Origin of the sequence: Rickettsia endosymbiont of Ixodes scapularis (genome assembly GCF_000160735.1) — a bacterium.
GTDB lineage: Bacteria > Pseudomonadota > Alphaproteobacteria > Rickettsiales > Rickettsiaceae > Rickettsia > Rickettsia tamurae.
Genome location: NZ_CM000770.1, coordinates 419,186 through 434,904, shown reverse-complemented (window position 1 = coordinate 434,904; position 15,719 = coordinate 419,186). Strand labels below are relative to the sequence as shown.

The following is a 15,719-nucleotide window of genomic DNA, read 5'->3' as shown; positions in this document are numbered from 1 at the left end:
TGACAGCTAAATATAAAATATTTATATGTCGTTTACCAAATTTCCAATTCGTTCTATCTAAACACAATACCCATTTTTGCTCCTGCTCAAACCCAGTCATCATGACTAACATAACAGGTAATACTCTCCATGATATTGAGATTTCAGAGATAAATCTTTGCATCCTTCTATACCATGAAGCTGCTTTAATCCCAGACGGCATTCTATTGCATAACAATGACATGTTTACTGTCCTGCTGTTAAGCATTGAAATGATAAATAATCCTAAACATTTTGCTCTTGATAAATTAAGCGAAATATGTTTTTGTAATAATTCGACTAGAGGGGCGGAATGATCTTTCATATGTAAACCAAGTTCTTTCCCCGTTATCATCATGAATTATCAGCAAAATTCAATCCTTTAGTCCTTACATCTCTAAAAATTGTCATGTAGTAAGGCTCGTGACAAAAGTTTTATTGAAAATTTGAGAAGTTACGGTGAAGTTTATTTAATAGATTGGCTAGAGATTGAGGAACCTAAATATTTACTAAACGACTATGTGTATAAAATAATCGAAGTAATAGATAGTTTGAAAATTAAAGACATTAATTTAACGCGAGTTTCGTATTAATAGAGGAACTGAATAGCTGATAGTAACTGGGTTACGAGGATATTAGTAATATTGTTTTTGTTATTAAATGTACTTAAAACTGCATAAATTTTTAGTAAATTGTCTTTTTTGACTATAACTATTAAATTGTAAAACTTGTCACACCTCTTACAAACCTTGAAAGGATAAGCATTATAGCATATTCATTAACCATAATTTAGGCATCTTAATACGAAACTCGCGTCCTTTTATTAATATCACTATCTTAATTGCCTATGCTATACAACAAAATTACGGTGCTACGAGTAGCATGTATAAAGTAAAAGGTCAATTTCTTACGATTGATATGTGTCCTTCTTCCAAAAGCTTTGAAGAAGATTTTTTTAAAAAGCTCGTAGAATTATCGATCAAACTAAATAAACCTATTCCGATTGCTATATGTATTTCAGGATTATGGATTAATAAACATCAAGAGGAGTTTTTGTGGCTAATAAAGCAACAAGAAAACGGATTATTTACAAATAATATGGGTTAATCATTCTGGGTTAATCATTCGTTTAGTCATCCTTATTTTAAAGATAAACCTCTTGAAGATAATTTCCTTCTTTCCAATAAAGATGATTTTGAAAATGAAGTATTAGAGCAGGGAAAATATTAGTAAGTTATAATGTTGCTCCGTCGCCTTTCTTTCGTTTCCCTGGATTAGTTTCTGATCAAACATTAATAGAAAAACTAAAAGATTTGGGATTTATCCCGCTTGGCAGTAAGGCATGGCTTGCTAAAGGCGAAAAAGTTCAAAATGGTTCTTTTATATTGGTACACGGTAATAGTAACGAAAAAGCCGGTAATATTAATGTCCCCCTTCGGGGATAAGAAATCCCTCGCCTTCAGGCGAAGGGAAGATATAATGAAATTGCTTTAGCAATGAATTTATATCAAGAAACATGAGAAGTTATAGAAAGAATAGTCATAGTCAGTATGATTTAAAAGTACATCTTATATGGATACCAAAATATAGGAAGAGAGTATTGATAGGCAAAGTAGCGGAAAGGGCTAGAGATTTACTAAGGCAGATTTGTATGGAACATGAAGTATATATAATTTCAGGGAAAATATCATGTGATCACGTGCATATGTTTATCTCATATAAATCACAAATATCTCTTAGCAAGTTAGTACAGTATTTAAAAGGTAGTAGCTCAAGAATTTTATTGCAAGAATTTGCTCATTTAAGAAAACAATTTTGGGGCAATCATTTGTGGGCTAGGGGCTATATGGCGGTCAGTTCAGGTAATATAACTGATGAAATGATACAGCACTATATTGATGAACAGGAAGGTGAACCTGTGAATGATGATCGATTTCTAATCGATTCCACTTTATAACCCCTCAGCTTATAGCTGAGGGTTCTTTAGTTTACAAAACAAGTAGCTTGCTATGTGTTAATAAGTTAATTCGATATTTTTCATTATTTCACCTATATTTATAGAATTACCTTTATTATAAAACGTATATTGACCGAGAAAATGAATATGATGATGCCAAGCAACTGGCGATATTTTCTTTAGTATTGTCAAAAATTTTTTATTATTGGCAAGGTTTTCATATTTATCTAGAACTCCAGATAAAATAACGGAGTTATAGTAAATAATCGCATTAGTAAGCAGTCTACTTTCATATTTTTATAACTATTAATTGAGTAAGCAATAGAGAGCTTTATAAATAGTTTTAAAAAATATGTCAAGTGAATTAACTATATTGACAAGTTTTACAATAAAAAGTACTCCTGCCTGAATGTTTTGTCTTGATAATAGTGCTAGAGCAGCTTAAACAATTTTGTCCCTCTCTACCGTAAACCGTAAGTTGCTGGATAAAATAGCCAGGTTTGTTATCGCCGTTTACAAAATCTTTAAGAGTAGTACCGCCGGCAGTTATAGCTTTAGCTAATACTTCTCTAATCGATTTAATTAAACTTTCTATTTCATCGTCATTTAAATCGTTACCTAATTTATCCGGATGAATTCTAGCTAAATGAAGACTTTCGGAAGCATAAATATTACCGACTCCAACTATAATTTTATTATCCATAATCAAGTTTTTTATCGGTATTTTTCTAATCTTTAGCTTGTTTTTTAAATATTCTAGCGTCAATGAATCAGAAAGCGGTTCTATTCCTAAATCATTGAAAAATTCTTTTTCCAAGAAATTAGTTTTAAAGCTATAAACCATTCCGAATCGTCTAGTATCATTAAAAATTAGCTTTTCACAGTTATTTAAATCAAAAATCACATGATCGTGTTTTTGAGTTTTATAATTAGCAGATTGCAGAGTAAATCTGCCGCTCATGCCTAGATGAACTATTAAAGAATAATCATTATTAAAATCTATAATTAAATATTTTGCACGACGCCTAACATCCAGTATATTAGTATTTGAGATTTCTGTAGCTAAAAGCGAGGATAGCTTATAACGTAAATTATCTCTTTTTAACTCTACATTTTCTATAATAAGCCCGATTAGCTTATCTTTTAGGGAGTTTTTAAGAGTTTCTACTTCAGGAAGTTCCGGCATTTGATACTAATATTTATAATAAAAAACTATGAACCAAACAAATTTTGGCTTTAAAAAAGTAGACTACACTAAAAAACAAGGTTTAGTAAATAACGTTTTTTCTAACGTCGCTGATAAGTATGATTTAATGAATGACTTAATGAGTTTTGGATTACATCGTTTATGGAAAGATGAATTTATTAGGCAAATCCCAAATCTTAACTCTCATATATTAGACGTCGCTAGCGGTAGCGGTGATATTGCTTTAAAGCTTGCTAAAAAAGCAAGAGATAGAGGTAATAATATCGCTTTAACTTTAAGCGATATTAATGAAGAAATGTTAAAGCAAGCTAAGAAAAAAGCAATTGATCTTAATTTATTTCAGAACCTTAAATTTACTGTAGCAAGTGCTGAAGAACTACCGTTTCCGGATAATAGTTTCGATTATTATACTATAGCATTCGGCATTAGAAACGTACCTGACATTAATAAAGCTTTAAAAGAAGCTTATAGAATTCTAAAACCGATGGGTAAGTTTATATGTCTTGAGTTTTCAAAAGTAAAGGAAGGGTACATAAAAGATTTCTATAAATTCTACTCATTTAATATTATACCGAGTATTGGTCAAATGATAGCGGGTAATAAAGAGGCGTATGAATATTTGGTCGAAAGTATAGATTTATTCCCCTCACAAGACGAGTTTAGAATAATGATTAAAGAAGCCGGTTTTGAGGAAGTCGGTTATAAAAATTTGAGCGGCGGAATAGTTGCTATTCACAGTGCATATAAAATATGATAAGTAATTTTTTTAATTTAATACGTATTTTTCGTATCATCAGTAAAAAGCAAATCTTAATTGATTTAAGAAGCCCTAAATATTTCAGGTTTATCGGTTATATATTAGCCTTATTTTTTGCTCCGGTCTCGTTAATAAAAAAATCACGGGAAGATTACGGTAAACGCTTAATAGATTGTTTAAGCGATCTTGGACCTATTTATATAAAATTCGGACAAACTCTTTCGACAAGAGCCGATTTAGTAGGAGCAGAAATAGCAGATTATTTAAGGTTATTGCAAGATAAGCTACCTCCGTTTGATGGTGGGGTGGCTAGAAAGTTGATAACGAAGGAGTTTTTATGTCATTCTCGCACTCCATTATGTCATCCCTGTGAAAACGAGGATCCAGAAAAAACAATACTGGATTCCCGCCTACGCGGGAATGACATAAGAGAGAGTAGTCATGACGCCCTCCCTTTCTCACACTTCGACGACACCCCAATCGCCGCTGCTTCAATCTCGCAAGTACATAAAGCACAACTTATAACCGGTGAATATGTTGCGGTAAAAATTTTGCGTCCTGATATTCATAAAAAATATAATAGAGATATTAAGCTGTTATATTTTCTTGCAAAAATTATCTCAAAATTTTCTAAAGCAAAAAGGCTAAAACCGACTAAAGTAGTCGATAAATTTCATGAAACTATGAAATTTGAGCTTGATTTACGTTTAGAGGCGGCAGCTAGCTCCGAGCTTATGGACAATATGCGTAATGATATTAATGTAATAATCCCTAAAATATATTGGGATTTAACATCAGAAAATATACTAACCACCGAGTGGTTAGACGGAACTTCTATATATGATACTTTGCTACTAAAGGAAATGGGATTAGAACCTGCAAAAATATCTCAGGATTTTGCCGTAATGTTTTTCAATCAAGCCTATAGAGACGGATTTTTTCATGCTGATTTACATGCAGGAAATATTTTAGTAAACAAGCAAGGTAAGATAATTCTACTCGATTTCGGTATTATGGGCAGACTTAAAGAAAAAGATCGTTTAGCCGTTGCCGAAAGTCTATTCGGCTTTTTAAAACGTGATTATAAATTAGTTGCTAAAGTACATTTAAGAGCCGGCTACCTCCCATCAAATACCGATTTAGATTTATTCGCTCAAAGTTGTAGAGCAGTCACCGAGCCTATAGTAGGTATGCCAACGAAAAATATTTCCATAGGTAAGCTGCTTGCACATTTATTTAAAATCACGGAAGATTTCGGCATGGAAGTACAACCGGAGTTGTTGCTATTACAAAAGACTTTGATAATGGTGGAAGGGATAGGCAGACAGTTAGACGGTAATGTTAATATGTGGCAGCTCGCCGAACCTTGGATTAAAAAATGGGCAGTGAAAAATCTAAGCCCTGAAGCGAAGTTGTTACGACTGGTAAAGCATTACCTAGATAGCCTAGAGGATATTATTTGACATATAAAAATTATTAATATTATAGCCTTATATATTAAGAAATTTATTATTATGAAACCAAAAGATTTATTTATTAAATATGTTATTGAAACTCCTTTTTTGGTTGATTGTAAAAATAATAAATTAGTATTTCCTTCAGATAAAGAGCAAGAATACAAAAGTAGCCTAAAAGAAAAAATAGGAGAGGAGGAGTTTAAGAAATTAACGGCTTCAGATAGAATTGTTCAATGCCCCGAAAACTTAGAAAATATAGCTTTAGTAAGTATAGAAACGCATCCCGATATATCACTTATAGCAACGGAATTTCTTAATGATGTACAACGTGAATATTATAAAATCTTTGTGGATACAAATAATAAGGTTAAATTGATTTGGCATTACTCGGAAATATATTTTATCGGTGATGTAGGGTGGATGCCGGTTAAAGCTTTAATGCCTGGGTATCGGACTGGTATTAGAAAAATAGAGCCTCTACCAAAAATCATCGAGCTATGGCCAAAGCCTTCCTATTACCATGACCCTAACTGGCTTAAGAAAAATACAGCGTGCAACAATCCAAATATAGACCCAAAGATAATGGATAATATTGTTTCATTATGTGGAGAGGTTAGTATAGATCTAGGTTTTGTGGACATTTGATTAATGATTATAATTATAACTCTTTTTTCCTGCAAATTATAAGATTTTTTTGAAATAGGAGTAGCTATTCCGGCAAAAATCTTATTAATTTTTGCTTAAAAATATCTCATAATTATAATCATTAATCAGATGTCCACAAAACCTAGAGACTTTTTGAATGAAAGGGAAGAATTATAGTAAAAAATTCTATTGCAAGATAACCATGACTTTAAAAATTAACAAAAACTAAAAAGTAAAATTTTATAAACCTTTAAATAATTATAGTAAAATAATATTAAATTATATAAAGGTATTTAAATGTCTAAAAGACAAGAGCAGGAATCCATTAATAATATAAGGCAACAGCTTGATGAAGAATATAAAAACCTTTCGTGGGTTCAAGTTGGATATTTAGCTCTTGGGGCTGAAACAGGTAATAAAAAATATGATGAGTTAAATAAACGATATCTAGATCTTAATAAAGATAATTTAGGTATAATACAAAGTATTATCCAAGCAGTCGGGAATGCTCCTAGTGCATTGCAATTTACATGGGAGGCTTCTCAAGTTTTACCTGATCTTGCACTGGAGCTTAATAACCTCAGAAAAGCGAGAAGTGCTACCACTAATGTAGGTTCTATTGAAGCCGGTTGCAAGATAATAGCAGATGCAGAATCGCTTATAAAAAAATGTGCTTCTGTTTTACATTCCGAAACTATATCCAATAACTCAAAAGAAACACTTTTACAATCTAAAGTTATCCCATATCTTCTCACGCCTATTTTAAATAAGAGGCTTAGCAAAATAACAAAAAACTTTCAAACTTCCGAAACAGAAAAAATAAATGTATTAGACAAAATAACTCTTAAATTTATCAGAGAATTATCTACACCAGGAGTAGATTTAATATCTAAAGCACTAGAAAGCGATTTAAACCCAAAAGTACAAGAAATATATAAGAATATTAAACAAAAAAACGAGTCATCTCAAGGTGCTATATTAAAAATATACATGACATTATTACTTCAGATAAAGTAAAACCTATTCTTAATCATGATTTAGTACAATTTTTAAAAAATCCTGATAATCAAAAGGGGTTAGTTCAGATTACGGAAAATATAATAAATAACGCGAGTTTCGTATTAATAGAGGAACTGAATAGCTGATAGTAACTGGGTTACGAGGATATTAGTAATATTGTTTTTGTTATAAAATGTACTTAAAACTGCATAAATTTTTAGTAAATTGTCTTTTTTGACTATAACTATTAAATTGTAAAACTTGTCACACCTCTTACAAACCTTGAAAGGATAAGCATTATAGCATATTCATTAACCATAATTTAGGCATCTTAATACGAAACTCGTGTTAAATATGGAAGGATTAGATACTGAAACTAAAAAAGAGTTATTAAAAGGAAAAAAGCCTCAAATAGCAGAGTTAGTTGAAAATGCCAAAAAAATTATTGATAATTTATCTCCTGTTTTAGAAAAAGAATTACCGCGATATTTAGATGGTAATAAACAGGGTATATTAGATATTTTAAAACATCCTAAAGTAATGGAAAGAATAGAGTCAAAAGGGAAAGATCCGAAGTTATACATAAGGCACTAGATGCATCTACGCCTTTTTTAAAAGATGCTCTGCCGTCAATTACTAAACTTGCAAGCCTCGCTCTTGCCGATAGCGATAAAGTTGCCGATATAATACAAAAATTTCAGTTAAGGAAGACCTTCCAAAGGAAGAGAACGCAAAAGAAGAAAAGGTAAAAGAGATAAAGGAATCGATTAGTACTTTGATACAAATCCGGCGAGTTTCGTATTAAGATGCCTAAATTATGGTTAATGAATATGCTATAATGCTTATCCTTTCAAGGTTTGTAAGAGGTGTGACAAGTTTTACAATTTAATAGTTATAGTCAAAAAAGACAATTTACTAAAAATTTATGCAGTTTTAAGTACATTTTATAATAAAAACAATATTACTAATATCCTCGTAACCCAGTTACTATCAGCTATTCAGTTCCTCTATTAATACGAAACTCGCGTAAATTAAAAACCATAATCCGGAAATAAGCAAAATAATTGAAAAAGACCTTCCTGAACTATTAACAATTAAAATTAGACGGTGAAAAATTAGTAAAGATAGCCGGCAAACATGCACCTGAATTAATTAAAATTGCCGATAAATTTAGCAAACATGAATACGGTAAAATTATAGTGCCGGCGTTAAAATTATTATCAGACCCGAAAGTTCTAGGAGTATTAGCAGAAACTATAGTTAATTTAGTAAAGATAAAGAAGCGGTAGGACCGCATACAAGTAAGGTATTAGAAGAAAGACAAAGAGAGATATGATGAACGAACATTAGAATTCCCCATTTTTGAGTAAAAAATATTGTCTAAAGTATTACATTATTAGGGGGTGTCAGAAAGTTTGTGTAAGTTATAAAAATAGTTAAGAATAAAATTAATTAAAACAACTTACATGAGGCTAATATGAAGAATAAGAGTAAAGTATCAAATCCGACTATAGAAAAAGTAGTATCAGAAATACTATCACAAAGTGATCCATCTGAGATATTTGGCAAAGAAGGAATATTTCAGGAAATTAAAAAGCAGATAGTAAATAAGATTTTAGAAAAAGAAATGGAATCTCATATAGGTTATGAGAAGCATTCTAAGAATACCAAGGAGTCAGATAATAGACGTAATGGCAATTATGAAAAGACTCTAATAGATTCCGAGGGTCGTAAATTGATAGTAGAAGTGCCAAGGGATCGGGAAGGAGAATTTGAACCTCAACTAATTCCAAAAGGAGTAAGGAGATTTGAAGGATTTGATGATAAAGTAATATCTTTATATGCTAGGGGAATGACTATTCGAGAAATACAAGGGCACTTAGAAGAACTATATGCCACCAAAGTATCATCTGAGTTAATATCAAAGGTAACTGATGGCATTTTAGAGGAAGTTACTGCGTGGCAGAATAGAGCACTTGATAGTGTATATCCTATAATGTAGATTGTATTCATGTTAAGGCAAGAGACAATCATATAATAATAAATAAAGCAGTTTATCTAGCTATTGGCGTGAATATAGAAGGCAAGAAGGAACTATTAGGTATTTGGATAGGCAAGAATGAAGGATCTAAATTTTGGATGCAAGTAGTAACAGAACTGAAGAATCGTGGTGTAGAACAAATATATGTTGCGTGTGTTGATGGTCTTAAAGGTTTTCCAGAAGCAATAAATAGCATTTTCCCAAAAACCACAGTACAACTGTGTATTGTTCATATGGTAAGAAACTCTGTAAAATACGTATCATATAAAGATTTAAAATTGGTAACAGCTGATTTAAAGGCAGTTTATTCTGCAATAAATGAAGCAGAGGGATTAAGAGAATTACAAAATTTTGCTAAAAAATGGGATGAAAAATATCCAGTTATTTTTGATATATGGCAGAGAAATTGGTCTGGAATAGCTCCGTTCTTTAGCTTTCCGGAAGACATTAGAAAGGCGATTTACACTACTAATGCTATTGAATCAACTAACCGTCAAATTCATAAAATTATAAAAAATAAGGGGGTATTTCCAGATGATAAATCGATTCAGAAAATAATCTTTTTAGCATTGACAAATGCTTCTAAAAAATGGACAATGCCTATTAAGAATTGGGCCATGGCTTTAAATCAATTTGCTATACTTTGTGATACTAATTTACAAAATTGGGCAAATGGAGAAATCGTACTTACACAAAAAATCTGACAGACCCTTTTACTACGCAAACGCTCAATTATTGAAACAGTTTTTAGTGTACTAAAGGGGTTTTTGAACTTGAACATACAAGACATAGATCAATTTGGAATGCCTTCGTCCATATCTTATCTACTCTTGTTGCTTACTGTATGAAATCTAACAAACCAGCTATATCTAAAAATTATCTAATCCAGAATTGAGGTTATTAAAATTGATGTTATTGCCATAATTCTTCCTCATTTCTTATTATAATAATCAGCGTTGCATTATAATAGAAATTATGAGGAGGTCAAGATAAAGGCTAATAATTATTAACTTTTTATTATATTTTACTTAAAATTCTTACTACATGACAATTTTTCATTTTATCATCTTTGGATATTGGAATATCAAGGACAACAGCTGTATCCAACGTACTAATTGAGTAGAAATATTATACAAGATATTAACCAATGTATCTAATCCAACACGAAATATACTATTTTGCCTATAACCATGTTTTTTAATAACTATTGGTTTATCTAAAACTATAATCTCTCCAGTTTGATAAGCTAGGCAAAATGCAATAGACAATATTTGCATCAATGTATCTAATCGTAAATCATTAGTAATATGAGTTGCTTCACAGTTGAATCCTGCTGATTTAAAAGCTTTGAACATTGTTTCAATTTGCCATCTTTGAGCATATATCTCAGCAGGATTTTTGATCTCATCACTATGTATTAAGACTGCAAGTTCACTCTTCTTATTTCTGATCCCTACTACATTAAATATTTCACCTTTTGTACCAATTCTACGTTGTGACAAACTCACATGCGATCCTATGGCTAGAGGGCGAAATAACTCTTGTATTTTAACCATTTTTCCCCTTGCATTACTGATATATTGTCTATTTTCTCTAACTCGAAAAACGTATCTTATTTGATTTGTTCTAAGCCAAGAGAGCCATTCCTTACCTATAAATTCTCTATCAGCGGTTAATGCTTCAATGCGGTTTTTGTCAAAAACTTCTAAAAAACACTCCATCAGATCAATACGCTCAATATAATCAGAGTTACCACACTTTTTATCACTTAGAAAATTCCAAAAAGGGGGATCGCTATACCATGAAAACTGACAGCTAAATATAAAATATTTATATGTCGTTTACCAAATTTCCAATTCGTTCTATCTAAACACAATACCCATTTTTGCTCCTGCTCAAACCCAGTCATCATGACTAACATAACAGGTAATACTCTCCATGATATTGAGATTTCAGAGATAAATCTTTGCATCCTTCTATACCATGAAGCTGCTTTAATCCCAGACGGCATTCTATTGCATAACTAATGACATGTTTACTGTCCTGCTGTTAAGCATTGAAATGATAAATAATCCTAAACATTTTGCTCTTGATAAATTAAGCAAAATATGTTTTTGTAATAATTCGACTAGAGGGGCGGAATGATCTTTCATATGTAAACCAAGTTCTTTCCCCGTTATCATCATGAATTATCAGCAAAATTCAATCCTTTAGTCCTTACATCTCTAAAAATTGTCATGTAGTAAGAATAATTTGCTTAAGTTTTAAACTAAGTTTTGCTTCTAGTAATTGTTGAACCAAATTAGCTGCTGTTGTATATAATACACGCCTACCAGCAAGACACCACTCACGTGCTAAACCTATACTAAGATGACTTTTGCCAGTGCCAGGATTACCAAAAATAAGTATATTTTCATAGCGATCCATAAATTCTCCTTGTGCAAGATATTGGATCTTAGTTGATGATAATCCTGGGATACTCTTAATATCAAAGTTGCTTAATAACTTATTACACAAAAAATCTGACAGACCCGAAAATTAATATTATCCATTACTACGACTTACCTTCAAATATTAGAGGTGCTACAATATTGCTATTAAATAGGCCAGCAATCATACTAATTCTGTGTTTGTGCTGATAAACTTTTTCACCATAACATCTTTCTCCTTTTGGGCTCCAGCCATGTTCTCGACACGCATTATCTTCTATTCCTGATTCATCCAAAAACACTAGTTTATCTTTGTCTATGGTGGTTATCTTTTCTATAAACTCATTTCTTAATTTATGATTTCTTTTGGGATGAAGAAAAGTTTTTTTATAGCTGTAACCAACTTTTCTAATCATGTTTATTATAGTTCTTGCTGACACTTTACTAGGATACAAGATGGCTAGCTCTCGACTGCTTTTATCTTTATTAGATTCCAAAAATTTTTTAAATCCTTCCATATCTGTTATTTTATGACTATGCCCTTTTTGATAGCCAGTTTTTAATTGAACATCAAGATTCGGAGACCATACGCAGAATTGCAAATAAACAGGCAACAGATGACCTTGAGGCAAGAAAAAGAGCTAAAAAATACGGAAAGTCATCTGATAGCAGAGATGGAGAATTTTTAGGAGCCGTAATAATAATTACCGGTTATGTATGCTATAAAGTAGTGGAAGGGGCGGTAAAAGTTACAACTACTGGAAGTAAAATTTTGGTAAATGCTTATAAGATAAATACAGGAAAAATAGAAGTTTTAGGTACCGATCCCGAAAGTAAAACAACTATATAGCAAGAAATCCTTCTCCTCACAGTACTACTAGTACCACCGAATCTTTAGATTCTACTGAGCAAGTTTCTCCTAGATCTAAAAGAGAAAAGGTTAAAATATTAGAAAAACAAATTTTAGAAGATGCAAAAACCGGTGCTAAAATTCTTTCGACTGCTTATAAATTAACTACGGGTAAAGTAGAAGTACTAGGACCGTCTAGCGAGTTCACTAGAGACGGCAAAGAAAAATTTATATTTTCTGAACCTACTGAACGTAAGATTGTTACAAAAGAATTTAAACTTGAAGATGGTTATACATGCAGTATCACGTGGGAAGAGATCATTAACACTTCTTTGACGTTAAGATTAAACAATAATCTTATATTTAAGTTTAAAGAATTTAGAAGCGTTGTTCTACCTGACACTACACAAAATACAGGAAAAACTTTTGATATTTCGCTAGTTTTAAAAGATTCAGAGGGGAGAAATGTGGATCTTTCTCATTTAAAGATAAGTTATGATATAGACGGAAAATTAAAATGGTTATCGTTACCAAATACTCCTATAATTTTTGAGAACCAATGGTACCCAGCCTTAACTGTTTATAAAGGTAAATTATATTCCTTACCGGTAAGTAGCGGATACTATAAGTATTTAAATAAACTAGTACAACAAAATAAAGGTAGTGTAAATATAGATCACCTCGATCGCGAATTTACTATAGAACTTTTAGGAGAGTAAAGAAGAACTGAGTTGGTGTTATTCAAAAAGTACTTGATGTCATCCCCACAAAAGTAGAGCTTTGTTGCATGAATCCAAAATCGTCATTGCGAGTGACTATAAGCGTTGTTGCATGGCTCGAAAACCTACTCGATGTCATTCCCGCGGAAGCAGGAATGACATAAAATGAGCTATGCAACAACACTGCGATTATAAGGAACGTGGCAATCCAAAAAATGTAATAAATTAGCATTTTTAACTAAATTGCTTTGTCAATTACTTCGTAATTTTCCTCGCAATGACGAAAAAAACAAGACCGTTAACCCTGCGTAATAGCAGCTACTTCATCGGCAAAGTTTTTTTCTTCGTGTTCTATACCTTCACCAAGTTCGTATCTAATAAATTTGGCGATTTTAATTTCTGCACCGAGTTCTTTTTCAGCATTTTTAATTACTTCCGCAACGGTAAGTTTAGGCTCAAATAAGAAATTTTGTTGAAGCAATACAACTTCAGAGAAGAATTTACGTATTCTACCTTCTACCATTTTTTCTATAATATTATCAGGCTTTCCTTCTTCTTTAGATTTCTCAAAAAATACTTTTCTCTCACGCTCTACGAGTGCTTGATCCAAGCTTGAATCATCTATACTTTGTGGGTTATTTCCTGCTACATGAACAGCAATTTGTTTAGCTAAAGCTTCTAGTTTTGCTTTATCTTTTGCGTTAGACGCAAGACCTACTAATACGGAAATTTTTCCTAGATTCGGTACAACTTCATTATGCACGTACGAACCGATTGCTCCTTCGGATATCTCTAATATATCCATACGACGTAATGTTAAATTTTCACCGATTGTAGCGATATTTTCTATAATCTCTTCTTCAACTGATTTACCGCTTTGCATTTTAGATGTTTTTAGCGTATCTATAGTTTTTGTAATTACTGCAAGATTTGCAATATCCTTAACTAGATCCTGAAACTGCTCATTTCTAGCAACAAAATCCGTTTCGGAATTTACTTCAACTATCACTCCGGTAAGCCCATCAACTTTTGCAACCGTTAAACCTTCAGAAGCAATGCGTCCGGCTTTCTTTACAGCAGCAGCCAAACCTTTCTTACGCAGAAAATCAATAGCTTCTTCAAAATTACCGCTGGTTTCTATTAATGCTTTTTTGCAGTCCATCATACCTGCACCGGTTTTTTCTCTTAATTCTTTAACCGCTGCAGCACTTATATTTATTTCACTCATCCTTACTTTCTCCTTAATTATTATATTTGGCTTGAGTTGTGTAGACACCTAATCGTCATTGCGAGGGAATTATGAAATAATTGATGAAGCAATCTCAGGAGTTTGTTATTATTTCATGAGATTGCCGCACAGCCTTACGGCTGCTTGCAATGACGACTCTGGTATCCACGCAACAACATTTATGCATTATCAGAATTTTTATTTTCATCGGCATCATTTAATGCTTGCTCAAATTCTGTATTTGTCTCTCCATCAATATTTTTCGTTTTAGAGAATTTTTTAGCTTGTTTTAATTTAGAAACATTTTTAGAAGTTAAAGCCTTATCTGTATGCTCCTGCATAGCCCCCATATCAACTCCTGAAGCTTTCATTGATTCTTCAAGTCCTTGTAATGCCGCATCTGCAAATAAACTACAATAAAGTCTTATTGACCTTATAGAATCATCATTACCCGGAATCGGATAATCCACATTATCAGGATTAGAATTAGTATCGACTACCGCAACTATAGGAACATTAAGCTTTACCGCTTCATTAATTGCGATATGCTCTTTATTAGTGTCAATAACTACTAGAAGATCAGGTTTAGAATTAAGATTTCTAATACCGGCAAGAGATAGAAGTAACTTATCTTTCTTACGGCTCATATCGATTATCTCTTTCTTAGTATAACCCATAAGTGCTTCTTCGCTTTCTAAGGTTTTTTCTAACTTATTTAGTTTTTCTATTGAACCCGCAATAGTTTTCCAGTTAGTTAGCATACCGCCAAGCCATCTATGATTTACGTAATACTGCCCGCATTTCTCGGTATATTCCGCTATAATATCACTTGCCTGTATTTTAGTACTTACAAATAATATTTTACCGTCTTTTTTTACGGTTTCATATATTGCATTCAAAGCAACGCTCATTAAAGCGGCACTTTGTCTTAAATCGATTATATGAACATCATCACGTTCACCATATATATAAGATGCCATTTTAGGATTCCAGCGTGAGGTCTTGTGACCGAAATGCACGCCCGCATCTAATAATTCTTTAATGTTAACAGATGGTATTTTTGACATTTTTAAATTCTCTTAATTGTTAGTTTATACCTCCGTAAGACTGTCATGCTGTGTACAAGCCACGGTATGACCATACATGAACTAACATATATCTTACGTGTGAATTTTTTGCTTACAAAGTGTAATACCGTAGCGGTGTTGTTGCGTGGACTGGGAAACCCATTCGGTGTCATCCCGTGGCTTGGACCACGGGATCCAAAAAACAACTGAAAATATTAACAATATTAGTATTTTTAACTGGATCCCGCGATCAAGTCGCGGGATGACAACGGAATGACGATCCCACGTAGCAACCCCTTCTCGCAATGACGACTTTACAAGCCCCACAAATTATATACGCATATT

Annotated in this window: 15 protein-coding genes and 5 pseudogenes; 11 read left to right on the top strand and 9 right to left on the bottom strand. The window is 32.3% G+C overall.

Annotated elements, in window-relative coordinates; all coding sequences use genetic code 11:
• Positions 1-376, bottom strand: a 376-nt coding sequence (locus REIS_RS02235; protein WP_008579632.1) for a hypothetical protein, incomplete at its 3' end; no start/stop codon positions are given.
• Between the two features lie 61 nt (positions 377-437).
• On the opposite strand from REIS_RS02235, the pseudogene REIS_RS14010 reads away from it, so the two are divergent.
• The 3 genes and pseudogenes from REIS_RS14010 to tnpA all read left to right on the top strand — a co-directional run.
• Positions 438-593 (top strand): annotated as a pseudogene (locus REIS_RS14010) (alpha/beta hydrolase); the annotation flags it as partial.
• Between the two features lie 193 nt (positions 594-786).
• Positions 787-1,436, top strand: a pseudogene (locus REIS_RS02230) (polysaccharide deacetylase family protein); the annotation flags it as partial.
• A gap of 98 nt (positions 1,437-1,534) precedes the next feature.
• Positions 1,535-1,975 carry an IS200/IS605 family transposase gene (gene tnpA, locus REIS_RS02225; RefSeq protein WP_008579210.1) on the top strand — a complete coding sequence of 147 codons (441 nt, stop codon included), beginning with the start codon at positions 1,535-1,537 and terminating at the stop codon, positions 1,973-1,975.
• 57 nt (positions 1,976-2,032) lie between these two features.
• Here tnpA and REIS_RS16895 read toward each other — a convergent pair whose 3' ends face one another.
• Both REIS_RS16895 and mutM read right to left on the bottom strand, forming a co-directional pair.
• Positions 2,033-2,257, bottom strand: a complete 225-nt coding sequence (locus tag REIS_RS16895; protein WP_152540768.1) for a Tn3 family transposase — start codon at positions 2,255-2,257, stop codon at positions 2,033-2,035.
• An 82-nt stretch (positions 2,258-2,339) separates the two neighbouring features.
• Positions 2,340-3,161 carry a bifunctional DNA-formamidopyrimidine glycosylase/DNA-(apurinic or apyrimidinic site) lyase gene (gene mutM, locus REIS_RS02220; protein WP_008579629.1) on the bottom strand — a complete coding sequence of 274 codons (822 nt, stop codon included), beginning with the start codon at positions 3,159-3,161 and terminating at the stop codon, positions 2,340-2,342.
• Between the two features lie 28 nt (positions 3,162-3,189).
• Between mutM and ubiE the strand changes: the two genes are divergently transcribed.
• From ubiE to REIS_RS10890, 6 genes and pseudogenes are all read left to right on the top strand, one after another.
• Positions 3,190-3,936 (top strand): bifunctional demethylmenaquinone methyltransferase/2-methoxy-6-polyprenyl-1,4-benzoquinol methylase UbiE, encoded by a 747-nt coding sequence (gene ubiE, locus REIS_RS02215; RefSeq protein ID WP_008579628.1) that lies wholly within the window; start codon positions 3,190-3,192, stop codon positions 3,934-3,936.
• Positions 3,933-5,402, top strand: coding sequence for a 2-polyprenylphenol 6-hydroxylase (ubiB, locus tag REIS_RS02210; RefSeq protein WP_008579627.1), 1,470 nt, complete (start codon positions 3,933-3,935; stop codon positions 5,400-5,402). Before ubiE ends, ubiB begins: the two co-directional genes overlap by 4 nt.
• A 51-nt stretch (positions 5,403-5,453) precedes the next feature.
• Complete coding sequence (locus tag REIS_RS15405; protein WP_008579626.1) at positions 5,454-6,041, top strand: hypothetical protein; 588 nt, start codon at positions 5,454-5,456, stop codon at positions 6,039-6,041.
• Positions 6,042-6,338: 297 nt separating this feature from the next.
• Positions 6,339-7,058, top strand: a complete 720-nt coding sequence (locus REIS_RS15400) for a hypothetical protein (protein ID WP_233466361.1) — start codon at positions 6,339-6,341, stop codon at positions 7,056-7,058.
• Between the two features lie 336 nt (positions 7,059-7,394).
• Positions 7,395-7,634, top strand: coding sequence for a hypothetical protein (locus REIS_RS14840; protein WP_179943702.1), 240 nt, complete (start codon positions 7,395-7,397; stop codon positions 7,632-7,634).
• Positions 7,635-8,517: 883 nt separating this feature from the next.
• Positions 8,518-9,785 (top strand): annotated as a pseudogene (locus REIS_RS10890) (IS256 family transposase).
• 351 nt (positions 9,786-10,136) lie between these two features.
• Here REIS_RS10890 and REIS_RS10885 read toward each other — a convergent pair.
• The 4 genes and pseudogenes from REIS_RS10885 to REIS_RS12110 all read right to left on the bottom strand — a co-directional run bounded on the left by REIS_RS10885 (position 10,137) and on the right by REIS_RS12110 (position 12,124).
• Positions 10,137-10,811, bottom strand: coding sequence for a transposase (locus REIS_RS10885; protein ID WP_241760926.1), 675 nt, complete (start codon positions 10,809-10,811; stop codon positions 10,137-10,139).
• 38 nt (positions 10,812-10,849) lie between these two features.
• Positions 10,850-11,267: pseudogene (locus tag REIS_RS16890) on the bottom strand (transposase).
• A 49-nt stretch (positions 11,268-11,316) separates the two neighbouring features.
• Complete coding sequence (locus REIS_RS02175) at positions 11,317-11,598, bottom strand: ATP-binding protein (protein ID WP_008579622.1); 282 nt, start codon at positions 11,596-11,598, stop codon at positions 11,317-11,319.
• A 37-nt stretch (positions 11,599-11,635) separates the two neighbouring features.
• Positions 11,636-12,124, bottom strand: coding sequence for a transposase (locus REIS_RS12110; RefSeq protein ID WP_241760913.1), 489 nt, complete (start codon positions 12,122-12,124; stop codon positions 11,636-11,638).
• Positions 12,125-12,692: 568 nt separating this feature from the next.
• On the opposite strand from REIS_RS12110, the gene REIS_RS02160 reads away from it, so the two are divergent.
• Together REIS_RS02160 and REIS_RS16885 are read left to right on the top strand one after the other, a co-directional pair.
• Positions 12,693-13,079: a Sca4 family protein gene (locus REIS_RS02160; protein ID WP_008579619.1), complete on the top strand. Its 387-nt coding sequence runs from the start codon at positions 12,693-12,695 to the stop codon at positions 13,077-13,079.
• Positions 13,080-13,274: 195 nt separating this feature from the next.
• A pseudogene (locus REIS_RS16885) lies at positions 13,275-13,367 on the top strand (lytic transglycosylase domain-containing protein); the annotation flags it as partial.
• 10 nt (positions 13,368-13,377) lie between these two features.
• On the opposite strand, the gene tsf reads toward REIS_RS16885, so the two are convergent.
• Both tsf and rpsB read right to left on the bottom strand, forming a co-directional pair.
• Positions 13,378-14,307 carry a translation elongation factor Ts gene (gene tsf, locus REIS_RS02155; RefSeq protein ID WP_008579618.1) on the bottom strand — a complete coding sequence of 310 codons (930 nt, stop codon included), beginning with the start codon at positions 14,305-14,307 and terminating at the stop codon, positions 13,378-13,380.
• Positions 14,308-14,486: 179 nt separating this feature from the next.
• Positions 14,487-15,374 (bottom strand): 30S ribosomal protein S2, encoded by an 888-nt coding sequence (rpsB, locus tag REIS_RS02150; protein ID WP_008579617.1) that lies wholly within the window; start codon positions 15,372-15,374, stop codon positions 14,487-14,489.
• Positions 15,375-15,719 lie beyond the last annotated feature (345 nt).